This window comes from Microbacterium sp. A84 (assembly GCF_051842815.1).
In the GTDB taxonomy this organism is placed as follows: Bacteria; Actinomycetota; Actinomycetes; order Actinomycetales; family Microbacteriaceae; genus Microbacterium.
In genome coordinates this window covers 822150-842978 of record NZ_JBPXMS010000001.1, presented here as the reverse complement: position 1 = coordinate 842978, position 20829 = coordinate 822150, and the positions used below count along the sequence as shown (strand labels likewise).

23 protein-coding genes are annotated in these 20829 nt (G+C 64.3%); 11 read left to right on the top strand and 12 right to left on the bottom strand.

Translation table 11 applies throughout. The features are described 5' to 3' along the window. Positions 1-23 precede the first annotated feature (23 nt). On the top strand, positions 24-650 hold the full coding sequence (locus tag ACSU04_RS04295) for an NUDIX hydrolase (RefSeq protein WP_439288529.1): 627 nt from the start codon (positions 24-26) through the stop codon (positions 648-650). A gap of 1 nt (position 651) precedes the next feature. On the opposite strand, the gene metX is transcribed toward ACSU04_RS04295, so the two are convergent. Beyond that, complete coding sequence (gene metX / locus ACSU04_RS04290) at positions 652-1860, bottom strand: homoserine O-acetyltransferase MetX (protein WP_439288528.1); 1209 nt, start codon at positions 1858-1860, stop codon at positions 652-654. Between the two features lie 73 nt (positions 1861-1933). Between metX and ACSU04_RS04285 the strand changes: the two genes are divergently transcribed. Next, positions 1934-2542, top strand: coding sequence for an HAD-IA family hydrolase (locus ACSU04_RS04285; protein ID WP_439288527.1), 609 nt, complete (start codon positions 1934-1936; stop codon positions 2540-2542). Between the two features lie 87 nt (positions 2543-2629). On the opposite strand, the gene ACSU04_RS04280 is transcribed toward ACSU04_RS04285, so the two are convergent. After that, the gene (locus ACSU04_RS04280) at positions 2630-3952 is read right to left on the bottom strand and encodes a bifunctional o-acetylhomoserine/o-acetylserine sulfhydrylase (protein ID WP_439278588.1); all 1323 of its coding nucleotides are present in this window, start codon (positions 3950-3952) and stop codon (positions 2630-2632) included. Between the two features lie 137 nt (positions 3953-4089). Between ACSU04_RS04280 and ACSU04_RS04275 the strand changes: the two genes are divergently transcribed. The 3 genes from ACSU04_RS04275 to ACSU04_RS04265 are packed head-to-tail and all read left to right on the top strand — an operon-like array spanning position 4090 to position 6247. Beyond that, complete coding sequence (locus ACSU04_RS04275) at positions 4090-4878, top strand: SDR family oxidoreductase (RefSeq protein ID WP_439288526.1); 789 nt, start codon at positions 4090-4092, stop codon at positions 4876-4878. 9 nt (positions 4879-4887) lie between these two features. Continuing rightward, a complete protein-coding gene (locus ACSU04_RS04270; RefSeq protein ID WP_439289420.1) occupies positions 4888-5616 on the top strand; it encodes a uracil-DNA glycosylase in 729 nt (242 codons plus the stop codon). A 4-nt stretch (positions 5617-5620) separates the two neighbouring features. After that, the gene (locus ACSU04_RS04265; RefSeq protein ID WP_439278691.1) at positions 5621-6247 is read left to right on the top strand and encodes a GNAT family N-acetyltransferase; all 627 of its coding nucleotides are present in this window, start codon (positions 5621-5623) and stop codon (positions 6245-6247) included. Here ACSU04_RS04265 and ACSU04_RS04260 read toward each other — a convergent pair. The 6 genes from ACSU04_RS04260 to ACSU04_RS04235 form a co-directional block, all read right to left on the bottom strand. Then, entirely contained in the window at positions 6207-7019 is an 813-nt protein-coding gene (locus tag ACSU04_RS04260) for an ABC transporter ATP-binding protein (RefSeq protein WP_439288525.1), read from the bottom strand. The two genes, ACSU04_RS04265 and ACSU04_RS04260, sit on opposite strands and share 41 nt — an antisense overlap. Beyond that, positions 7016-7807 (bottom strand): ABC transporter ATP-binding protein, encoded by a 792-nt coding sequence (locus ACSU04_RS04255; RefSeq protein WP_439278585.1) that lies wholly within the window; start codon positions 7805-7807, stop codon positions 7016-7018. The genes ACSU04_RS04260 and ACSU04_RS04255 overlap by 4 nt, the downstream gene beginning before the upstream one ends. Next, positions 7804-8670, bottom strand: a complete 867-nt coding sequence (locus ACSU04_RS04250) for an ABC transporter permease (protein WP_439278584.1) — start codon at positions 8668-8670, stop codon at positions 7804-7806. The genes ACSU04_RS04255 and ACSU04_RS04250 overlap by 4 nt, the downstream gene beginning before the upstream one ends. Next, a complete protein-coding gene (locus tag ACSU04_RS04245) occupies positions 8670-9620 on the bottom strand; it encodes an ABC transporter permease (protein ID WP_439278583.1) in 951 nt (316 codons plus the stop codon). Before ACSU04_RS04245 ends, ACSU04_RS04250 begins: the two co-directional genes overlap by 1 nt. Before the next feature lie 6 nt (positions 9621-9626). Continuing rightward, positions 9627-11144: an ABC transporter substrate-binding protein gene (locus tag ACSU04_RS04240; protein ID WP_439288524.1), complete on the bottom strand. Its 1518-nt coding sequence runs from the start codon at positions 11142-11144 to the stop codon at positions 9627-9629. Between the two features lie 107 nt (positions 11145-11251). Then, a complete protein-coding gene (locus ACSU04_RS04235) occupies positions 11252-12172 on the bottom strand; it encodes an alpha/beta fold hydrolase (protein ID WP_439278581.1) in 921 nt (306 codons plus the stop codon). A 160-nt stretch (positions 12173-12332) separates the two neighbouring features. On the opposite strand from ACSU04_RS04235, the gene ACSU04_RS04230 reads away from it, so the two are divergent. The 3 genes from ACSU04_RS04230 to ACSU04_RS04220 are packed head-to-tail and all read left to right on the top strand — an operon-like array spanning position 12333 to position 14033. Continuing rightward, positions 12333-12809, top strand: coding sequence for a carboxymuconolactone decarboxylase family protein (locus ACSU04_RS04230; protein ID WP_439288523.1), 477 nt, complete (start codon positions 12333-12335; stop codon positions 12807-12809). Beyond that, positions 12806-13513: a tyrosine-protein phosphatase gene (locus ACSU04_RS04225; RefSeq protein WP_439288522.1), complete on the top strand. Its 708-nt coding sequence runs from the start codon at positions 12806-12808 to the stop codon at positions 13511-13513. Before ACSU04_RS04230 ends, ACSU04_RS04225 begins: the two co-directional genes overlap by 4 nt. Positions 13514-13562: 49 nt before the next feature. Beyond that, complete coding sequence (locus tag ACSU04_RS04220; RefSeq protein ID WP_439288521.1) at positions 13563-14033, top strand: SIP domain-containing protein; 471 nt, start codon at positions 13563-13565, stop codon at positions 14031-14033. A gap of 55 nt (positions 14034-14088) precedes the next feature. Here ACSU04_RS04220 and ACSU04_RS04215 read toward each other — a convergent pair whose 3' ends face one another. From ACSU04_RS04215 to ACSU04_RS04200, 4 genes are all read right to left on the bottom strand, one after another. Continuing rightward, positions 14089-14439 carry a Fe-S oxidoreductase gene (locus tag ACSU04_RS04215; protein WP_439289419.1) on the bottom strand — a complete coding sequence of 117 codons (351 nt, stop codon included), beginning with the start codon at positions 14437-14439 and terminating at the stop codon, positions 14089-14091. 77 nt (positions 14440-14516) lie between these two features. Beyond that, a complete protein-coding gene (locus ACSU04_RS04210; RefSeq protein WP_439288520.1) occupies positions 14517-15314 on the bottom strand; it encodes an arginase family protein in 798 nt (265 codons plus the stop codon). Between the two features lie 61 nt (positions 15315-15375). Continuing rightward, the gene (locus tag ACSU04_RS04205) at positions 15376-16110 is read right to left on the bottom strand and encodes a PspA/IM30 family protein (protein ID WP_439278575.1); all 735 of its coding nucleotides are present in this window, start codon (positions 16108-16110) and stop codon (positions 15376-15378) included. A gap of 65 nt (positions 16111-16175) precedes the next feature. Further along, entirely contained in the window at positions 16176-18230 is a 2055-nt protein-coding gene (locus ACSU04_RS04200; protein WP_439288519.1) for a TPM domain-containing protein, read from the bottom strand. Positions 18231-18354: 124 nt separating this feature from the next. On the opposite strand from ACSU04_RS04200, the gene ACSU04_RS04195 reads away from it, so the two are divergent. Genes ACSU04_RS04195 through ACSU04_RS04185 form a run of 3 tightly spaced genes read left to right on the top strand, consistent with a single transcriptional unit; the run spans position 18355 to position 20805 of the window. Beyond that, a complete protein-coding gene (locus tag ACSU04_RS04195) occupies positions 18355-19188 on the top strand; it encodes a DUF3097 domain-containing protein (protein ID WP_439288518.1) in 834 nt (277 codons plus the stop codon). Between the two features lie 16 nt (positions 19189-19204). Further along, on the top strand, positions 19205-19930 hold the full coding sequence (trmB, locus tag ACSU04_RS04190; protein ID WP_439288517.1) for a tRNA (guanosine(46)-N7)-methyltransferase TrmB: 726 nt from the start codon (positions 19205-19207) through the stop codon (positions 19928-19930). Next, a complete protein-coding gene (locus tag ACSU04_RS04185; protein ID WP_439278571.1) occupies positions 19927-20805 on the top strand; it encodes a CPBP family intramembrane glutamic endopeptidase in 879 nt (292 codons plus the stop codon). Before trmB ends, ACSU04_RS04185 begins: the two co-directional genes overlap by 4 nt. Positions 20806-20829 lie beyond the last annotated feature (24 nt).

The following is a 20829-nucleotide window of genomic DNA, read 5'->3' as shown; positions in this document are numbered from 1 at the left end:
TGCACCACCCTTACAGTGAGGGCATGGATGCGACGATGCCCGTGGCCGGAACAGCAGTGTTACTGCGCGATCGGGCAGAGGGGCTCGAGGTTTTGCTGACACGGCGTCCGGACCGGGGATCGTTCGCCGCGGCATGGGTGTTTCCCGGAGGCATGGTTGAACCCGAGGATGCCGTCGCCGGTGCGAGCGAGCAGCAGACCGCGGCGCGCGCAGCCATCCGCGAGTGCGATGAAGAGGTCGGGATCCGACCGGCCGAACTGGTCACCCTGTCGTGTTGGGTGCCTCCAGTGGAAGCACCCAAACGCGTGCGCACCTGGTTCTTCCTTGCGACTGCGCCCGAGGGCGAGCTGACGCTGTCGCCTGATGAAGTGGAGGAATCGCGCTGGCTGACGCCCGCCGAGGCGCTCAGACTTCATGCGAAGGGAGAACTGCGTCTGTTCCCGCCGACCTGGGTGACGCTGCACGCACTGGCACAACTGGCCAGCATCGACGCGGCGTTCGCAGCAACATCCGCTCCTGAGCTCTACGCCACGCACATCATCGGCGATGGGGTCTTCGTCTGGGGTGGGGACGCGGAGCATCCGGAGGGCGGAGATGGACGGCACCGGCTGGAGACCGCCTCCCGCCCGTGGCGGTACCTACGCGACTGATTCAGCTCTCGAGCAGGCGGCGCAGATGCGCGCCGACCTCTTCGGTTTCGATGAGGAATCCGTCGTGGCCGAAATCGCTTGTCAGAACGACAGCCTCGTTGCCATCGAGGGTATTCGGGATGCTTCGTGCAATACGGTGCTGCCCGTCGACGGGGAACAGCCGGTCAGTGTCGATGCCGAGCACGAGCGTTGTCGCGGTGACGCCATGCAGCGCTTCTTCCACGCCGCCGCGGTCGCGGCCGACGTCGTGCGAGCTCATGGCTTCGACCACGGTGATGTAGGTGTTCGCATCGAATCGGCGGGTGAACTTGTTGCCATGGAAGTCGAGGTAGCTCTCGACTGCGAAACGACCGCCTCGTCCCAGAGGAGACACGCCGGACTGCCACGACCTTTGGAAGCGCTGATTGAGCTCGATCGGGCTGCGGTAGTTCAACAGCGCCATTCTGCGGGCGAGCGCGAGTCCGCGGTGCGGGCCCTCGCCTTCACCCAGGTCGTAATACTCTCCGCCCTGGAACCGCGGGTCGATGCGGATGGCTTCGATCTGTACTGAGTTCAGAGCGACCTGATCGGCGGTGGATGTCGGGGGAGAGGAGAGGATCGCCAGGCGCTCGACGCGTTCTGGGTGCGTCACCGCCCATTCGAGCGCGTGCATGCCGCCCATCGAGCCGCCGATGACGGCGGCCCAGCGATCGATACCGAGCTCATCTGCGAGCAGCGCTTGGGCGGCGACCTGGTCGCGGATCGTGAGGTACGGGAAGCGGGATGCCCACTCGTAACCGTTTGGTGCAACGCTGGCTGGGCCGGTGGAGCCCTGGCATCCACCCAGCATGTTCGGCGCGATCACGCACCAGCGATCGGTGTCCAGCGGTGCGCCAGGGCCGACGATGTCTTCCCACCATCCGGCGGTGGGGTGACCCGCACCCGCCTTGCCACGCAGATGGCTGTCGCCTGTCAGCGCGTGCAGCACGAGGATCGCGTTGTCTCGGGCTGCGTTGAGCTCGCCCCAGGACTCATAGGCGATGCGGATGCTGGGCAGCTCCTGCTCGCTCTCGGTGCGGAACGATCCGAATGCTGCGAACTTCCGGTCACCGACGGGGTCACCGTCACGCCATGCACCTGTGACGGGCGGGCGTGCTCGGAGGAGGCGCGCATCGGCCGCCGTCACGCGCGCCGATGGCACGGTGTCTTCGGAGGTGCTCTGCCAGTCCATGCATCCATTCTCGTCTGCTCGGCGGCCAAGCGGGTAAACGTTACGAGTGGGCGCTACTTGCTAGGTTCAGAGGATGCCACAACATGTGCTCTTCGACGCGGATGACGTCATCCAATTCACGCCCGGCGGGTGGGTCGCCGCGATCGAGCCGCATGTCGGTGCACGCGTCGATGAGTTCATCTCAGGTCTCGGGCCGATCGAAGCTCCGTCAATGATCGGCGCGGGGGAGTTCTTGCCCGCCCTAGGTGAGCGTCTGGTCGAATTCGGCTCAGCATCGACCGCGGCGACGTTGCATGCGGATGCCTGGTGCCGGATCGCGGTGGATGAGGCATCCCTCGCCGTGGTGCAGAGCGTTCGTCGCTCCGGTCTTGGCGCGCATCTCGGTACGAACCAGGGCAGCGATCGAGCCGCCTACATGCGCAGTGTGCTCAAATATGACGATCATTTCGACGAGAGCTTCTACTCGTGCGAGGTCGGCTTCGCGAAGCCCGATCCGCAGTTCTTCGTGCGAGTGGCGCAGCTGCTGGCCGCAGATCCTGACTCGATCCTGTTCATCGATGACAGGGCGGACAACATGGAGAGCGCGCGTTCAGTCGGGCTGGGTGGCATCCATTGGCGCCGGGAAGACGGGCACGACGTGCTGATAGCTGCGCTCGTCGCGCACGGCGTGCTCTTAACCTGACGCGCGGCGTGCGGGTAGAGAAAAATCCCTCCACCAGCGAGGCCGGGGAGGGATTTTCTAAATCGGATGCGTGCGGGGACGTTGCGCTTACGCGCGAGCGGCCTCCGAGACGCGACGTGCGGCAGCCAGAGCCTGCTCCAAGTCGGCCTTGAGGTCCTCGATGTTCTCGAGTCCCACCGACAACCGCACCAGGCCCGGCGTGACGCCAGCGGTGAGCTGCTGCTCAGGCGAGAGCTGCGAGTGCGTCGTGGATGCCGGGTGGATGACGAGCGAGCGCACATCACCGATGTTTGCCAGGTGGCTGAACAGCGACAGGCTGTTGACGAACTCGCGACCGGCTTCGACGCCGCCCTTGAGCTCGAACGACAGCACAGCGCCGACACCCTTCGGTGCGTACTCGTTGGCCTTGGCGTACCAGGGCGACGAGGGGAGCCCCGAGTAGTTCACGGTGGCGACGTCCGTGTGGCTCTCGAGCCACTCAGCGATCTCCTGCGCGTTCTGCACGTGACGCTCGATGCGCAGCGACAGCGTCTCGATGCCCTGGATAAGGTTCCAGGCACTCTGCGGCGAGATGGCCGAGCCGAGGTCGCGCAGCAGCTGCACGCGGGCCTTGATGATGTATGCGAGAGCGTCGCCGACCGCCGTGGTGTAGACCGCCCCGTGGTACGAAGGGTCAGGCTCGCTGAGGCCGGGGAACTTGGCAGCGTTCTTGCTCCACTCGAACGTGCCGCCGTCGATGATCGCACCGCCGATGGTGGTGCCGTGGCCGCCAAGGAACTTCGTGACCGAGTGCACGATGATGTCGGCGCCATGCTCGAACGGACGGATCAGGTACGGTGTGGCGATCGTGTTGTCGACGATCAGCGGGAGGCCGGCGGCATGCGCGACATCAGCGATACCGCGGATGTCGAGCACGTTGATCTTCGGGTTGCCGATGGTCTCGGCGAAGAAGAGCTTAGTGTTCGGGCGCACTGCGCCACGCCACTCTTCGATGTCGTCCTGGTTCTCGACGAACGTGACCTCGATGCCGAGCTTGGCGAGCGTGTACTTGAAGAGGTTGTACGTGCCGCCGTAGATCGAGCTGGACGAGACGATGTGATCGCCGGCCTGCGCGATGTTCAGCACGGAGAACGTCGATGCTGCCTGCCCGCTTGCGAGCACCAATGCTCCAGTACCACCTTCGAGCGCGGCCAGGCGCTGCTCGAGGACATCCTGCGTGGGGTTCTGGATGCGCGTGTAGATGTTGCCGAACTCGGCAAGCGCGAACAGGTTCGCGGCGTGATCGGCGTTGTCGAAGACATACGAAGTGGTCTGGTAGATCGGCGTGGCGCGCGCCTTGGTGACCGGGTCGGGTGCGGCACCCGAGTGAATCTGCTTGGTCTCGAAACGCCAGGTCTCAGCTGCGGACATGTTGATCTCCCTGGATCGGATTGAGGTCAGTGCGGCAGATGCCGCTTAGGAGAGAGTACGTAATGGCCTCGCTGTCAACAACGCGCCGGAAATGTTACGTAACATCCGCGGACCCAGAAACGTCGTACGGTGGAGGCATGGTGATCAGGCGTGCAGTCGTGACCGGTGCAAGTTCAGGGATCGGGGAGGCCACGGTTCGTGATCTTCGCTCCCGCGGGTGGGATGTCGTCGGCGTCGCCAGACGCGAAGACCGGCTTCAGAAACTCGTCGATGAGACCGGCGCATCGGCCATCGCGTGCGACCTCACCGACGTGGATGCTGTCGCATCCCTCATCGTGAGCCTTGAGGAATCGGGCCCCGTGCACGCACTCGTTCAGATCGCGGGCGGCGCGCGCGGCACGGACCGGGTCGAGGACAGCAGCGTCGATGACTGGCAGTGGATGTTCGATGTGAACGTGCTTGCCACGCAACGGCTCGTGGCGGGTGTGCTCCCGTTGCTGCGTCGCGCCGCGGCATCCGATGGTCACGGTGACCTGGTCTTCGTGACGTCGACGGCCGCATACACCGCCTACCCGGGCGGCAGCGGCTACAACGCAGCGAAGGCAGCACAGTCCATGATCGTCAAGGTGCTGCGCCAGGAACTCAACGGCGAGCCGCTGCGCGTCGTCGAGGTCGCACCCGGCATGGTGCACACCGAGGAGTTCACGCTCAACCGACTGCGAGGCGACCGACTCGGCGCAGAATCGGTGTACTCGGGTGTCGAAAACCCTCTCACGGCGCACGACGTCGCCGATGTCATCGGCTATGCCCTTGACGCGCCAGGACACGTGAACCTCGACCTGATCACGATGCGCCCGGTCGCGCAGTCTGCACAGCACCTTCTCGCGCGTGGCGAGCTGCGGGTGCGTAACGAGTCCGAGGACTGATTCTTCGTGCTGGCCTGGTCACTGGAGGATCTGGCGGCGGAAGGGCAGATCGATCGAGGGTGGGCTGAAGCTCTCGCACCGGCCGCCGACGTGATCCGCGAGCTCGGTGAACGTCTTCGCGTGGAGCAGGACGCAGGTCGGGAGTATCTGCCATCCGGCGATCGAGTGCTGCGCGCATTCCAGCAGCCTTTCGCCGACGTGCGCGTGCTGATCACCGGACAGGACCCCTATCCGACCCCAGGGCATCCGATCGGGTTGTCCTTCGCGGTGGATCGCCATGTGCGGCCGCTGCCGAGGAGTCTGGTGAACATCTACGCCGAGCGCGAGAGCGATGTCGGCATTCCACCGGCACCGCACGGCGATCTGACTCCATGGAGCGATCAGGGCGTACTGCTGCTGAACCGGGTGCTCACTGTGCGCCCAGGGGAAGCGGCATCGCACCGCGGATGGGGCTGGGAACAGGTGACCGAGCTTGCGATTCGCGCGCTCGTGGCACGTGAGCAGCCCCTTGTCGCGATTCTCTGGGGGAAGGATGCGGGGGGCCTGCGGCCGATGCTGGGTGAGACGGGAATCATCGAGTCTGCCCATCCTTCGCCGCTGTCCGCGCGACGCGGATTCTTCGGCTCTCGACCATTCTCCCGGGCGAATGAACTCCTCGCACAGCAGGGGGCTGACCTGATTGACTGGCATGTCGGCGGGGACGATGCACGACCCGAGCCTGCTCCGGCACTATTCTGACTTCATGCAATTTGAACCCGGCGACCGGCGTCGACGGCTGCCGCGTCATCTGAGGGCCCCTGAGCCTGAGGCTGACACCTTCACGTTCGTGATCAGGCCTGCGCGCATCGGCGACCTGCCTGACATTCGTGAGATATACAACCACTACGTCGCAAACTCAGTGGTGACCTTTGACGAGAAGCGCAGCACGCATCGATACTGGCGCGAGAAGTTCGCCTTGCTGACCAGACTCACACTTCCTTTCCTCGTCGCCGTAGGCCCGTCGAATCAGGTCATCGGTTATGCCCTGGTGCAGCCATGGGCGAGCAAGACGGCATACCGCTATACCGTCGAAGATTCGATCTACCTCGGACCAGGCGCTGGCGGAAAAGGTCTCGGCTCTGCGTTGCTGCAGGCGCTGATCGAGGCCTGTGAACAGATCCGCCTGCGTGAGATCGTGGCAGTGATCAGCGACAGCGGCGCCGACGCATCGATTCACGTGCACACGAAACTCGGCTTCGTAGAAGTGGGGCGCATGGGCAGGGTTGGCTTCAAATTCGGACGATCTCTGGGGACGATCTATCTGCAGAAGTCGCTCAAGCCGAAGCCTGTCAGGTCGAAGCCTCGCCGCCGTGGACAGCACCAGGAATAACCGGGATCGCCGCCAGCAGCTGTTTGGTGTAGTCCTGCTGCGGGTGCCGCAAGACGTCCTTGGTTGTGCCGCGCTCCACGATGTGGCCGTCTTTCATCACAGCGACCGTGTCGCACAGGTTCTGCACCATCCCGATGTCGTGGGAGACGATGATCAGCGTCAGATCCTGCGTCGTCAGCAACTTTTCGAAGAGCTCCAGCACCTGGGCACGTACCGTGACGTCCAACGCCGACATCGGCTCGTCGCCGACAAGGATGCGTGGCCGATGCACGATTGCGCGAGCGATCGCGACACGCTGCCGCTGCCCACCGGAGAACTCGTGCGGGTAGCGGTCGGCCATCTCTGAATCCAGCCCGACCTGCGTGAGAACCTCGCGCACCCGCGCGCGACGATCGCCCTCGATACCCAGCGCCCACAGCGGCTCGGCGATGATCTGGCCGGCGCTCATCCGCGGGTCGAGCGAGGCGTAGGGATCTTGGAAGACGAGCCCGGTCTGGCGGCGCAGCCAGTGCAGCGCACGGGCAGAGCCCGTGGCATCCACCGCCTTGCCATCGATTGAAATCGAGCCGGCTGTCGGACGATCCAGGCCGAGCAACAGCCGGACCAATGTGGATTTTCCGGAACCGGACTCGCCGATCAGGCCGATGGATTCACCGGCCTCGATACTCAGATCAGTCGGATGCAGTGCGGTCTGAAAACGAGCGCGGTCGAACATCGTGCGCTTGGGTACGGGGAAGTCTCGGCGCAGTCCGCGCGTTTCGATGAGGCTCATGCGTCACCGCCATCAGGGCGCCACAGGGTCGCCGTGGCATCGCGCAGCAGCCCCTGTGTGATCGGCGAGACCGGGGCGGTGAGCAGCGTCGTCACCGGGGCCGCTTCGATCACCCGACCGTGTTCGAGCACCACACCATGCGTGGCAACCTGAGCGAGCACGGCAAGGTCGTGGGTGATGAACATCAGCGACATGCCCTGTTCTTCGACGAGCGACAGCAGAAGCCGCAGGATATCGGCCTGGATCGTGACGTCCAGCGCGGTGGTGGGTTCATCAGCGATGAGTAGCCGCGGACGGCAGGCGAGAGCCATGGCGATAGCCACGCGCTGACGCTGTCCACCGGAGAGCTGATGCGGGAACTTCTGCACGATGGATTCCGGATCGGGCAGGTGCACGCGTGCAGCCTCTTCGATCGCCCGCTCGCGCGCCTCGCGTTTGCTCGCGCCGGTGTGGATGCGCACGGACTCGGCGATCTGCCTGCCCACGGTGCGGATCGGATTGAGCGCGGTGCGCGGCTCCTGGAACACGATGCCGATGTCGTCGCCCCGGAAACGTGCCAGCTGCTTGTCCGGCATCCCGATCAGCTCGGTGTCGTTCCAACGGACGCTGCCGCTGGAGGTGGCGCCGTCGGGGAGGAGACCGAGGATGGCGAGGGCAGTGACAGACTTGCCGGATCCGGATTCGCCGATCAGGCCAAGGCGTGCACCGTCTGGCACCTCGAAGGAGATGCCGTCGATGATGCGGCGTCCGTCGATGTTGACGACGAGATCCTGCACGACGAGGCTCATGCGACCACCGCCGGGGTGTGTGTCTCTGCCGCGCGGTGCTGCAGCGTCGGGTCGGTCGCTTCGCGCAGCGCATCACCGAGCAGGTTCAACGCCAGCACTGTGATCGTGATCGCGAGTCCCGGCCAGATGACCGAGAGCGGATGGATGCTGATGTACCGCTGCAGGTCGGCCAGCAGGATGCCCCATGAAGGCTCTACGATCGACGCACCGAAGCCCAGGTAGGAAAGACCGGCCTCGGCGAGCACAGCGACCGCCATCGACCACGACAGTTGCACGATGAAGACCGGCGCGACGTTCGGCAGGAGATGACGCACGAGGTTCTGCGATGTCGTGAGGCCGCAGGCACGCCCGGCGAGCACGAAGTCGCTCTGCTGCACGCGGCGCAGTTCAGGGCGAGTGACTCTGGCGATGTTCACGCCGAATCCGATGCCGACCGACCAGATCACGACCCACAGCGATCCGCCCCACACCGACGAGATCATCATCGCGATGATCAGCACGGGAAACGCGATGAGAATGTCGACGAGGACCGCGATGGTCTCGCGCATCCACCGGAACGTGAGAGCGCCGAGCGCGGCGAGGGTGATGCCGACGACGGTTGCGACGATTCCGGCGCCCACGCTGACGAAGACTGTGGTGCGCGATCCTGCCATGACGAGGCTGAGGATGTCTCGGCCGGTGTTATCCGTACCCAGTAGATGCGGCCAGCCTGGCGCCGCCCAGCGGCCTCGGATATTGGTCTCGAGCGGGTTGAACGGCGTCCAGAACACCGAGACAAGGGCGACGACCGCGATCACGGCGACCGTGATCAGGCCGAAGCGGCCGGTCGCGCTGCGGAAGAGCGTGCGCAGCCAACGGGGCATCAGGCGGCCTCTCTCTGTCGCGGGTCGACGAAGTGGTGAGTGAGATCGACGATGAAGCCGATGATGAGCACGAGTCCGGTGAGCACAAGCAGTTCGCTCTGCACCTTGATCAGGTCGCGTGTGCCGACGTCAGCGACCAACATCCGCCCGATGCCAGGAAGCGTGAAGAGCTGTTCAATCACCACGGAGCCGACGATGATGCCTGCCACCTGGAGACCCAGCACCGTCACGATCGACAGGCCCACGGCGGGGATGCCGTGTTGGATGAGTGCTCGGTTGCGGCTGAGTCCTTTCGCGGCGGCGGTGCGGACGAAGTCCTGACCGCGCGCCTGCAGGGTCGCGCTGCGCACGAAACGCAGCAGCATTGCGCCCTCGACGATGCCGATGGTCAATGCGGGGAGCAGGAGCGAGCGAAACGCCTGCCACGGCTGAGACCAGCCGCCGCGGGGGAAGCCCTGCGCCGGCAGCCAGCCGAGCCAGATGGCGAACACTACGATGAGCATCATGCCCGCCCAGATCACCGGGACTGCGGCCAGAGCCTGCGCAGTGACGCTGAGGGCCGTGCCACCTGCGCGACCGCGAAACAGCGCCGAGAGCACGCCGAACGGGACCGCTATCAGCAGCGCGATCACCAGAGCCATGATTCCCAGCGGCACAGTCACCTGTGCCTTCTCCGCCAGCTCTTCACCGACGGAAGCGCCGCTGAGCTGAGAGGTGCCGAGGTCTCCGGTGAGCACTCCGCCGATCCACTCGCCGTACTGCGCCATCAGCGGACGATTCAGTCCGAGCGATTCACGCAGCGCTTCCACCGTCGCCGGCGTCGCCTGCGTCCCCGCGATCAGCTGAGCGACGTCTCCGGGGAAGACGCGCAACGTCAGAAAGATGAGCACGCTCGACACGAGGAGCCCTGCGATCAGCAGGACCCCTCGTGTGAGCGTGTAGCGGATCACTCGTGTTTATTCTGCGGCGACGGTGATACCCGCGAGGTTGATTCGCGAGTTGATCGAGTCTTCGGGGAAACCGGTCACGATTGGGCGCACGGCGGTGATGGTCTCACCGGTGTAGAGCCAATCAGCGGCGTGATCCTCGGAGACGAGACGCGCAGCCTCGGCGAGAAGCTCGGCGGAGGAATCTTCATCGATCTCGGCGAGGGCTTCGGCGTACAGCCGCTGCACCTCCGGGTTGTCGTAGTTGAAGTAGTAGTCCGGGTTTGCGAAGTTGCCGAAGTCGCGCGGCTCGACGTGCAGCACGAAGCTGAGCTCGTAGTCCTTGTTGGTGTAGACGTCTTCCAGCCAGGTCGCGAACTCGACCGGCTCAACCTCGAGGGTGACGCCGACCTTTGCGAAGTCGGAGATCAGCACCTGCGGCACAGTGGTGCCGTAGAAGGACGGAAGCGTGAGGGTCAGTTCCAAGTCTTCCTGCCCAGCTTCCGCAAGCAGCTCCTTGGCGCGCTGCGGGTCGTAGGGGGCGAGATCTGACAGGTCTTCGTAGCCGGGGTCAAGTTCGGGGATCGGACCGTACTGTGTCTGACCGGCGCCGACTGCCTCGATGAGCGCCTCGTGATCGATCGCCAGACGCAGCGCCTCTCGCACACGGACGTCGTCAAGCGGTGCCTTCGTGTTATTGAACGCGAGGGTTCCCTTGTCGGTGGTGCGGCCCTTGGTCAGCAGGAACTCGCCGGAATCTTCGAGCTCGGGAGCGAGGTTGGGGTCGACGGCGGTGAGTACGTCGAGGCTGCCGTCGAGCGCGGCATTGACACCCGCGGTGAAGTCAGGGATGTACTCGAAGACCACCTCGGCGACGCTGGCAGGTTCGCCCCAGTAGTCGGCATAGCGAGCGAACGTGATCGCGCTGCCCTTGCTCCACTTCTCCAGCGTGAACGGGCCCGTCCCGTTCTCTGCGCTCTGCAGATCGGTGGTATCGCCGGACTGGAACACGAGTCCCGCAGGTCCGGTCAGGGTGAAGAGGAAGTTCTGGTTCGGTTCGGTCAACGTGATGACCACTGAGGTGGCATCCGGTGCCGCGATCGACGCGATGTGAGCGAACTCAGCGAATCCCTGCAGCGTTTCGTCGGTGCGAACAGCTTCATAGGATGCCACGACATCCGCAGACGTGAGTGCGGTGCCGTTGTGGAACGTGACCCCCTCGTTGAGTGAGAATGTGTAGGTGAGACCGTCTTCGGAGACCTCGTAGTCGGAGGCCAGGGCGGGCTCGATGGTGTTGTCCTGCGTGCGGGTGACGAGGCCCTCGTACACGTTGTCGATCAGAATCTGCTCGATCGCTGCACCGCTGGTGTGCCGGATGTCGAGGTTCGTCGGTTCGAGAACGAGGCCGACGGTGAGCGTGGCGTTTAGATCTGGCTCGCCAGTGGAGGTCTCCACTGGCTCAGGGCCCGAACCGGCGCAGGCTGTCAGGATGACGGCGGTCGCGGCGAGTGCGGAGATGACGGCAAGGCGTCTGGGGCGTCGGAACATGAAGTGCGGGATCCTCTCGGTGCGGCAATTGCTGTGTTGCCGATTCGGTAGAGCCTAGGGAAGGGCAGTCAGTGTGATCAGAACAGTGGAATACGGCGTCGCATTCCTCAGACGGGAGCGTTCACAGTTTCGCGGATGAGGTCGGCAAGCTCACCAGGTGCGGTCTCCTGCACGTTGTGGGTGGCGATGAGGGTGATCACCCGGGCGGTCGGTACACGGCGCTGCAGTTCGGCACCATCTTCTTCGCTTACGAAACCCGAGGTGGCACGCACGAGCGTGATGGGCGCCGTCGCTCCGGCGAGGTCATCCCAACCGGTGGTGGCGAGGATCGCCGGCGCGGCGTTGTCGGTGGTGTCCGCTGCCAGCGCACGGGCTGCGAGGTGAGCGAAATGGTGCTTCCACTCGATACGCCCGTCCGCCCGTACGCGCGTGTTGAGAAAGACCCCGCGTTCGGTGTCGGATCGCGAGCCACCGAAACCGAGCGAGATCGCACGATCGACCAGTTCATCGCGACTCGCGAAATCGGTGGGGCCCTCGTAGAACTTACGGAGCACGGCTGGCCCGCCGGAGGTGTCGATGCCGGGGGTGATGTCGACGGTGACCAACTCACGCACCAGATCAGGGCGAGTGAACGCCACGGCTGCAGCCGCGAGCCCACCGAGCGACTGGCCGACCAGCACCTGCGGCTGAGATGTCCACTGCTCGAGCGCGATCACGACATCGGCGGCGAGGGTGCGCGCCGAGTAGTCAACGTCGTCGCGCCAACTGGAGTCGCCGTGGCCGGCGAGATCGATCGCGAGAGTCGGCTGCCGCAGCAGGAGGGCAGTCGTGTCCCAGGTGTGGGCATTGAGGCCGGCGCCGTGTAGCAGCGTGACGGTCGGAGCATCCTCGCCGTAACGGAGCGCACTCAGCTCGCGGCCGTCAGGAAGTGTCAGCGTGAGGCGCGTGACAGGAACCACCTCCACGCCGAGCGCCTGTGCCTGGTGCGGAAGATAGCTGAACTCATCGGTTTCTGTCGCCACGTCCATATTCTCACCCTCACACCCGGCTTGCAGGAAATGCCAGATCAAAATGACACGTAATAAGCGGCACATACGGTGCAGAAATTTCTTAAAATCTAGTAAAAACTTGTCATATTGCATTTTCTGCGAATCGAGCTCTGTCAGCGACTCGTCCTATCATGGAGCCATGAGTGAGACGCGAGTACATCTGTCCAAGACTGAGCCGACGGCCTATCAGGCGTTAGACGCATTCTCCCGCACTGTAGGCGAGATTTGTGCGGCGAACGGGATCGATGACCGGCTGAAAGAGCTCGTGATGATTCACAGTTCACAGCTCAACGGCTGCGCCTATTGCACGCGCGTGCATGTCGATCGTGCGGCCGCGGCGGGCATCGACGCCGATACCCTCACCCAGATCCCCACCTGGCGAGAGAGCGGAGTCTTCTCTGACCGTGAGTGCGCGGCACTGGAACTTGCCGAGGCGTTCACCTTCATTCACGAGGACGGCATCCCGGACGAGGTGTACGACAAGGTCGGCAGTGTGTTCACCGAGAAGGAGTACGCGGCGCTGAGCTGGGCGTGCATTTCTATCAACGCCTTCAACCGTGTTGTCATCGCCGGTCGTTACCCGGTTCCGGCACGCACTGCGCAGGTGACCGAGTGACGGTCATCCAGGTCGATGGTGTCTTCAACGTCCGCGATGTCGGCGGGATGCCGACCGAGAGTGGGCGAATTCGCGAGGGCAAGCTCCTGAGATCAGGAAGTCTCGTTGCAGCGACAGACACGGGTATCGCTGAGTTGCACAAACGCGTCGCTCACGTCGTCGATCTGCGCGACGGAAAGGAAGTCGCTGCCGCGCCCTCGGCGACGAAGACCATCGCGACCACCCATCTGCCGCTTTTCCTCGGATCTGTTGCGTCGTTCTTTGACAACGACCTCAGTCTCGAGCAGATGTACCGTCAGCTTCTCGAGGAGAGCGGTGAACGACTCGTCGATGCGATCCGCGTGATCGCACGCGGCGAATCGACGCTTGTGCACTGCACCGTCGGCAAAGACCGCACGGGCGTCACCGTCGCGCTTGCGCTCGCGGCCGTCGGCGCAGATCGAGATGCGGTGATCGCCGACTACGCACTGACCGCGTCACAGCTGCCAGAGGAACGAAACCGAAAGATCGTGATGTTCCTGGAGACACAGCATCCCGAAGCGAAACACGCGGTAGCGCTGGCGACGCTGTCGCCGGCCGAGGTCATGCGGAGCATGCTGGACGAGGTTGATGAGCGCTGGGGTTCGGCGGCTGAATACCTCACCATGAACGGGCTTACGGCTGCCGAACTCGCAGATCTGCGAACCGCGCTGGTGGAAGACTGACCGCGACCAAGGTTAGGCAACCCTTCATCGGTGGTATGCTGGGGGAATCATGACGACCTCCACCTTCGTTCGCAGCGGACGCGCCCAGCGCCGAGCCGCACGTCTGAGTGCTCACCACCTGGTGACGGCGGACGAGAACTCCCTGGTGGAACTCGAGGTCTTTCTGGCAACGCTTCCGCTGTGCGCATCTGGTCGAGTGTTCATCGAGGTTCCTGAGGTGAGCGACATCAGCGTGGTCGATGTCCCCGCCCGAATGACGGTCACGTGGCTCGCGCGCTCATCGCGCTCCGGTGCACCGGGAACCGGCCGCTCCTGCGCACCGGGTGCAGCTCTGGCGCGGGCCACCTGCGCGTGGGCGGATGAGATGCTGTGCGACGATGAGAAGCCCACACGGGTGACGCTGCTCGGCGGCTACCTGGGCACCGCCGACATTGTCGAGCACCTCACTGATTCGCTCGACGTTCCGATCTCTATGATCCACACGCCGGAGCGTTTCGGTCTGCTTTCGGCTGACCGCTGATCTCACGTTCAGTGCCGATCGCTGAGCAACGCTCAGTGCCGATCGCTGAGCAACGTCAGCGGCGCACGTAGTTTCCGTCTTCCAGCCCCGCTTCGATCTCAAAGCGGTTGCGCAGCGGATTGCGGCCCGCGAACAGATAGAGCAGCGGCATCAGGAATCCGTAGCGCAGCCACTGCGCTTTGTGCACGGCTTCGTGTCGCAGCACGGCGTCGCTCGGGTTCTTATCGCCAGTCAAGAAGCATCCGCCGACGCACACCCCGCCGCGATTGAACGACCACTGGGGCATACCGCGAAATACCCACAGGCCCTGCCGGCGCTCAACAGGGCCGGTGCTCCACAGAGAGCCCCACACCCAGCCGACCGTGGTTCCCCATGCGTAACCGAGCCGACTGATCGGCGAGCGCATGAGGAACGAGGGGATGCGGCGATCGAAGCGCCGTCCGCGCGCGAGTGCTGCCTCCGCGGCCGGGCGCCAGTCTGCGCTCACGCGACGGCGCCGACGAGTCGCAGGATCGTGCCGAGGTCTTCCATCGCGTCCGTTGGTGACCGCGGCGCGAAACCGGCGATCGTTGCGCCGGCCAGAGGAATACGTACACGCAGCGCACGGACAGCCGCGGAGAGCACAGCTGCGCTGGTGCCGAACGGTGCGGCGGCGGAGACCCCAGCGATCTCGGCGGGGTCGAGCACATCGACATCGATATGCACCCAGACCCGCTTTGCGCCGGTGGCGGCGACGGCATTCGCCAGAGCATCGACGTCGGTGAGATCGTCGACGTTCAATCGAGTGAGTGTCGCGAGCGGAGCTTCCTCCGCATCGTCGATGACACGCGCGCCGACGAGGACCACACGATCGTTCGAGATTGCGGGGGAGAGCGCGAGCTGCGGTTCGCCTTCACCGAGGATGCTGCGCAGCGCCATACCCGAGTACGCGCCGGATGATGAGGTCTCGGGCACCTGGAGGTCGGGATGCGCATCGCACCACACGATGGCGAGGTCATCGTGTTCAATCGCACTCAACGCGGCGACCGTGACACTGCAGTCACCACCGATGATGACGGTATCCGGTGCCATCGCATCGGCGACGAGAGCGCGAACCCGCTGAATCGAGCTCAGTCGGTGCACACCGGTGCCCAGCGAGTCGCCCGCTTCGATCGGCACGTCGAGAACCGTCGTGGCGCTGCGGGGAAGATCACCGGCAATGGCGGATGCGCCGTCGACGAGCAGCATCGCGCGTGCGGCAGGCGAACCCTGCCATTGCGGAACCACCAGGAATTTGGCCACGAGGACCTCCAGAAGTAAAAGGGGGATGCCCCGGGCACACCGGCCCGGGGCATCCGGAGTCTCAGGACTCGAGCTGCGACTGCGGCTTGCCGGCCTTCAGCTCAGCAAGACGTGCTTCGACCTCGGTGAGCTCACCGAGATCTTCGAGGCTCTCGAACTGTGCGTCGAGGCTGGAGGCGGCAAGCTCCACCTTGCCGGCAGCGAGGGCCTCCTGGCGGCGGACCTTGTCCTCGAAGCGGCCGAGCTCACTGGTCGGGTCGAGCACGTTGATCGACGAGACGGCATCCTGCACCTTGGTCTGTGCTTCGGCAACCTTGGCACGAGCCAGAAGTTCGCTGCGCTTGTTCTTCAGCTCGCCGAGCTTGTCCTTCATGCCGTTCAGCCCGCTCTTGAGCTTGTCGACGACCTCGGTCTGTGAGCTGATGGTCGGTTCTGCACCGACCGCCTCACGCTCGGCGCTGATCTGACGCTGCAGCGCGATCTTGGCGAGGCTGTCAAACTTGTCGGCGTCGCTGGCGTCGCCTGCTCCGCGCAGTTCGTCGGCCTTGCGGCTTGCCGCGAGTGCCTTGTTGCCCCAGTTCTTCGCAGACTGGACGTCTTCTTCATGGTCACGCTCGAGCAGGCGCAGGTTCCCGATGGTCTCGGCGATCGCTGCCTCGGCGTCGGCGACGTTATTGGTGTAGTCGCGCACGAGCTGATCGATCATCTTCTGCGGGTCTTCCGCAGAGTCGATCATCGAGTTGATGTTGGCCTTCATCAGCGTGGAGATGCGACCGAAGATGGACTGTTTGGTCATTGTGGTTCCTTTCGGTTGAAACGGAGTCTTTTGAGGTCGTGCACGTCGTGAGAACAGGGGACTGATTAGAAGCGACCCCCTCCGGAGCGTCCGCTGCGGCCGCTGGCGCGACTGCCGCTAGAACGACTTCCGCCACCGAAGCCGGAGCTGCGGAATCCGCCGCTGCTGCCACTGGAACGCCAGCTGCTGCGGTGAGAGGAACCACTGCTTCCGCCGCCGGAAAGCAGGCCGCCGATGATGCCACCGAGGATATCGCCGCCCAGGCCGGAGCTGTTCGATCCGCCGGACGAACCGCCGAAGATGCCGCCGCTCCAGCTGTTGTCCTGGTACTGGTTGCGGTTGTAGCCGTTGACATCCGCCTGCGCCGAAGAACGTGCCTGCCGCGCCAGATCGAGCGCCCGTTGCGCCTCGTTGAGGGCTGCCTGCGGATCGCTCGCGCGAAGACTCTGCGCCTGCGTGAGGGTTCCCTCCGCCTGGGACAGTCTTGTGCGGGCGGTGGATCCGACGGAGCCACGCCGCGTCTCGATGTAGTCGCGTACGCTGCGGACATCTGAGGTGGCCTGTGTCAGAGTCTGCTCGAGCATCAACTGCGTCCGCTGTGCGCGCTCGACCGTCTCTCTGCCCTGGGCAATCGCGGCGTCGATCTGCGTGTTCGCTGCAGTGAGCGCTTCGAGCACCCGCTGGGGGCTGCGTGCAGAACCGGTGAGGTTCGCCTCTGCCTGCTGCAACTGGGCGGTGGTCGCGGCGGTAGCGGCAGCGATCGCTCCCGCGGTATCCGGTAGCTGCTGAGCGGCAGCGAGATCGCCGTGCAACTCGGTGATCAGTGCCCGTGCCTGCTTCTCGCTTTCGGCAAGTTCTGCACCGAGAGCGTCGATTGCGTGTGCCAGCTGCACGGCTTGGGCGACGGCCTGCTCAGCTGTGCGGATCGCGAACGCCGCTTCGCCAGTGCGTCCTGCAACAATCGCCTGGGCCGCCGTGTCGATGGACCGGTCAGCGAGCGCCGCACGCTCCTGCGCCTGGGCGGGGTTATCCGTGATCGTGCTCAGCGCTTCTGCGTCGTAGGTGGCTGCCAGTGCCGCAAACGCCGGCGCTGCGCTCTCCAGAAGCGGCTGCAGCTGTGCACGTTCGCTACGGACCCGCTCGAGCTCTTGCGGCGCGTTCTGCTCGAGTTTGCGGAGTGCGTCGAAGGCCCCGGTGTTGTCATCGAGGACGTCATCGATCTCATCGCAGAGCTGGATGATGCGGATGTGCCAGGCCCGACGATCGTGGATCGTGTCTTCGATCTCGTCGTCGAGCTTCTGCTTGAGGTCGAACGCCTCCGACATCTTGGTCTTGGCTGTCTCGATGGCTCCACTGAACGCAGCGGTCGCGCCCTCGCCGTATTGCGCCACCGCGAAGCCGAGTTCCTCACGGCTTGAGGTGATCGCATCGTCAGCCTGCACGAGCGCGGAACCCGCCTCGGTCTCGACCTGCTCATCAGTCATCGTCGAGAACGGGTTATTGGGGTCGGGCGTTTCCGGCATGGCGCCGCGCTTGCGAATCACGGCATTCTTACGAGCTCGTCTGATCAGCGCGACGATCAGCCAGATCACAAGCGCCAACACCACGATGCCTGCGAGGATCAAGAACACGCGCACCATGCCAGCGCCGCCGTCGCCCTGAATCTCATCGGCGGCGAGGATGATCGCACCGTGCCAGTCGCTCTGCGCGAGCAGGGGCTGGATCTTCTCCTCGATGTCGTCGAGCTTGCTGTAACTCAGTGGCCCATCTTCGGCGGCGGAGATGTAGTAGTTGCGCCCCTCGGTCGAGATCGCGAGCAGGTACTGTTCCGGGCCGAGGTTGTTGATCTCGGCCACTTTGTCGGCCCACGCCGTGTACTCGGATGGCGAGGTGAAGTCATCCACCAGCACGACGAAGAGATCTGCCGTCGAATTTTCGGTGAGCTCCTGCAGGCGGTCTTGCGCAGACTGGTTCTCGCTGACGCTCAATACGCCGGCAGCATCTGTCACGTAGCCAGGATCCAGCGGGAGCGGATCAGTAGCGAATGCCGCTGGCGCAGAGAAGGCTCCGAGCAGAGCAACAAGCGTCACCGCGGCCGCAGTCAGCCACCTCGTCTTCATAACTGTTCCCCTCCGACCGGCGGCCACGCCCTGTGCAATGAGTCTATGCACAGCGGCCGACACGCGACAGCATCCAACGCGTGAACTTCGTTCGCCATCAGCGCAGACACATACGCTGGAAGGCATGGACGACATGTATGGCTCGGATGTGCTCGGTGCGGGATGGCGGGAGCGCGGCGCTGTGCACGTGGCGACCGTGGAGGCCGAGCGTGAACTGGTGGTGGAAGTCGCTGTAGACGGATTCTGCGGTGCTGTCACGCGCGTGCAGGGTGGCACCGTCGAACTTGAGGACTTCCATGGCCGCAAGCGACTTTTCCCGCTCGGTGGCGGGTTCATGATCGACGGTAAACCCGTGCGTCTGATCCCGCCGGCTCCCACCAAGCAGGCGACAAAACGCACGGCTTCCGGCTCGGTGGCCGTTGCTGACCAGCGTGCACGTACCGCACTGCCTAGCCGCATCCTGGTAGAAGGCAAACATGACGCTGAACTCGTCGAGAAAGTCTGGGGCGCCGACCTGCGGGTCGAGGGCGTCGCTGTCGAGTTTCTTCAGGGGCTGGACAAGCTCGAGGAACTGCTGGCGAGCGAGCCGCCGAATGCCACGCGGCGTTACGGGGTTCTGGTGGACCATCTCGTGCCAGGTTCCAAGGAATCGCGGATCGCGGATGCCATCATGCGTGGGCCGCACGGTCGGCACCTGAAGATCGTCGGGCATCCGTTCATCGATGTCTGGCAGTGCGTCACACCGAAGACGCTCGGGATCACCCGCTGGCCCGAGATTCCGCGGGGCACCGACTGGAAGACCGGGATCTGCAAAGCATTCGGCTGGCCGTACGAGACCCAGGGTGACACTGGTCGTGCGTGGCAGTTCATCCTCAGCAAGGTGAATTCTTACCGCGATCTGGAGCCGACGCTGCTGGGTCGGGTCGAAGAACTCATCGACTTCGTGACCGCTGACTGACAGATACCCTTGAGGTATGCATGATCCCCGCACTTTCCGTGATGAACCGGTCTCCTTCGTTCGCCGGAGTGGGCGGATGTCTGAGGCTCAGGAGCGTGCGTTCACCGAGCTTGCGCCGCAGTACTTTATCGACGTCCCGCGTGGAGACGCCGAGACGAGCGTTCACCCGGATGCGCGGATGGATCCTGCCGCGACGTACGGCCGCGAAGCCCGGCTGATCGTCGAGATCGGTTCGGGTCAGGGACACGCGATCATCTCGGCGGCATCCTCTCGTCCTGACGATGACTTCCTGGCTGTAGAGGTGTTCCGTGCGGGAATTGCGCGCACCATGCTCGATGCAGACAAGGCGGGGGCGCGAAACCTCCGACTCGTCGAGGCGAATGCGCCAGAGGTCCTGGCAACCTACCTCCCGGAGGGCAGTGCCGAGGAGGTCTGGATCTTCTTCTCCGACCCATGGCACAAGTCACGACATAACAAGCGTCGGCTGATCCGCGAAGGTTTCGGTGCGACCGCTGCCCGCGCGCTCAAAGACGGTGGCCTGCTCCGGCTCGCCACCGACTGGGAGGACTACGCGCGCCAGATGCACCAGGTACTGGATGCCGAGCCGCAGTTCGAGCGCGCGTTCGAAGGCGACTGGGCAGAGCGTTTCGACGGACGTGTGATGACTTCTTTCGAACGCAAGGGAATCGACAAGGGGCGCGACATCCGCGACCTCGTCTACCGCCGGAAGCCTCGGGCATGACGCGCGCCTCGACAGGGTGGGGGCCGGGACTCGTCCCCGCGGCATTGGTGTGCCTCGCCGCTCCCGCGTTCTTCGTTGCACAGTGGGCCTGGCTGGGCTGGGTGCTGCTAGCGGTCGGAATCGGCACGGCCTGGGTGGTCGAACGGCGCTGGCCGGCGCAGCGACCGACAGTACGGATCGGATCGAGTCTGGACACCGCGCGGGATATTTCAGCATCCCCTTCACTCACGCGCGACCTCTCGCTGATCGCGATCGGCATGCTCATTGTCAGCGTGATCCCGCTGGCAGCCGAACTCGACAATATGGCGATGCTACGGTTCACGCTTGCGCTCGGTGGCGCCGTGGTCGTGCCGTACCTGATTTCGCGATTCGTGTTCCGTGAGCGTGCGATCAGCTTCCCGTGGCGAACCCACAAACGATGGGGAAAGTTGCAGTGGGGATGGCTGATCGCGGTGCTGGTGCTCGGCTGGTTGATCCTGCCGTTCTATTTCATCAGCAGCGGCGTCTACCAGAATTGGCCGGTCGTCGACTCTCCTGAGCTGATTGCGCGCCTGTTCGTCGGGGTCGGTGCAGTGGGCATCTGGGACGAGCTGTTCTTCATTTGCACGGTATTCGCGCTGCTGCGCAGACATTTTCCGGCTGCTCTCGCGAATGTGCTGCAGACGATCGTGTTCGTATCGTTCCTGTGGGAACTCGGCTACCGCGAGTGGGGGCCGCTGCTGACGATCCCGTTCGCACTGTTGCAGGGCTACATCTTCCTGCGGACGCACTCGCTTGCCTACGTCGTCACGGTGCACCTGCTGTTCGACGCGGTGGTTTTCGCGGTGCTGGTGCACGCGCACAATCCAGGAATGCTGCCGATCTTCCTGGTCTGAAAGGCGCCCGGCATGGTGGACAAT

Excerpts from the sequence above, each read along its gene's own strand:
- ACSU04_RS04255 (WP_439278585.1), bottom strand. The coding sequence starts at position 7,807 with ATGAGCCTCGTCGTGCAGGATCTCGTCGTCAACATCGACGGACGCCGC.
- ACSU04_RS04280 (WP_439278588.1), bottom strand. The coding sequence starts at position 3,952 with ATGTCCGCAGCTGAGACCTGGCGTTTCGAGACCAAGCAGATTCACTCG.
- ACSU04_RS04185 (WP_439278571.1), top strand. The coding sequence starts at position 19,927 with ATGACGCGCGCCTCGACAGGGTGGGGGCCGGGACTCGTCCCCGCGGCA.
- ACSU04_RS04215 (WP_439289419.1), bottom strand. The coding sequence starts at position 14,439 with ATGCGCTCGCCGATCAGTCGGCTCGGTTACGCATGGGGAACCACGGTC.
- ACSU04_RS04220 (WP_439288521.1), top strand. The coding sequence starts at position 13,563 with ATGACGACCTCCACCTTCGTTCGCAGCGGACGCGCCCAGCGCCGAGCC.
- ACSU04_RS04265 (WP_439278691.1), top strand. The coding sequence starts at position 5,621 with ATGCAATTTGAACCCGGCGACCGGCGTCGACGGCTGCCGCGTCATCTG.
- ACSU04_RS04250 (WP_439278584.1), bottom strand. The coding sequence starts at position 8,670 with ATGCCCCGTTGGCTGCGCACGCTCTTCCGCAGCGCGACCGGCCGCTTC.
- ACSU04_RS04205 (WP_439278575.1), bottom strand. The coding sequence starts at position 16,110 with ATGACCAAACAGTCCATCTTCGGTCGCATCTCCACGCTGATGAAGGCC.
- ACSU04_RS04235 (WP_439278581.1), bottom strand. The coding sequence starts at position 12,172 with ATGGACGTGGCGACAGAAACCGATGAGTTCAGCTATCTTCCGCACCAG.
- ACSU04_RS04275 (WP_439288526.1), top strand. The coding sequence starts at position 4,090 with ATGGTGATCAGGCGTGCAGTCGTGACCGGTGCAAGTTCAGGGATCGGG.
- trmB (WP_439288517.1), top strand. The coding sequence starts at position 19,205 with ATGCATGATCCCCGCACTTTCCGTGATGAACCGGTCTCCTTCGTTCGC.
- ACSU04_RS04230 (WP_439288523.1), top strand. The coding sequence starts at position 12,333 with ATGAGTGAGACGCGAGTACATCTGTCCAAGACTGAGCCGACGGCCTAT.
- metX (WP_439288528.1), bottom strand. The coding sequence starts at position 1,860 with ATGGACTGGCAGAGCACCTCCGAAGACACCGTGCCATCGGCGCGCGTG.
- ACSU04_RS04200 (WP_439288519.1), bottom strand. The coding sequence starts at position 18,230 with ATGAAGACGAGGTGGCTGACTGCGGCCGCGGTGACGCTTGTTGCTCTG.
- ACSU04_RS04195 (WP_439288518.1), top strand. The coding sequence starts at position 18,355 with ATGGACGACATGTATGGCTCGGATGTGCTCGGTGCGGGATGGCGGGAG.
- ACSU04_RS04285 (WP_439288527.1), top strand. The coding sequence starts at position 1,934 with ATGCCACAACATGTGCTCTTCGACGCGGATGACGTCATCCAATTCACG.
- ACSU04_RS04260 (WP_439288525.1), bottom strand. The coding sequence starts at position 7,019 with ATGAGCCTCATCGAAACGCGCGGACTGCGCCGAGACTTCCCCGTACCC.
- ACSU04_RS04240 (WP_439288524.1), bottom strand. The coding sequence starts at position 11,144 with ATGTTCCGACGCCCCAGACGCCTTGCCGTCATCTCCGCACTCGCCGCG.
- ACSU04_RS04295 (WP_439288529.1), top strand. The coding sequence starts at position 24 with ATGGATGCGACGATGCCCGTGGCCGGAACAGCAGTGTTACTGCGCGAT.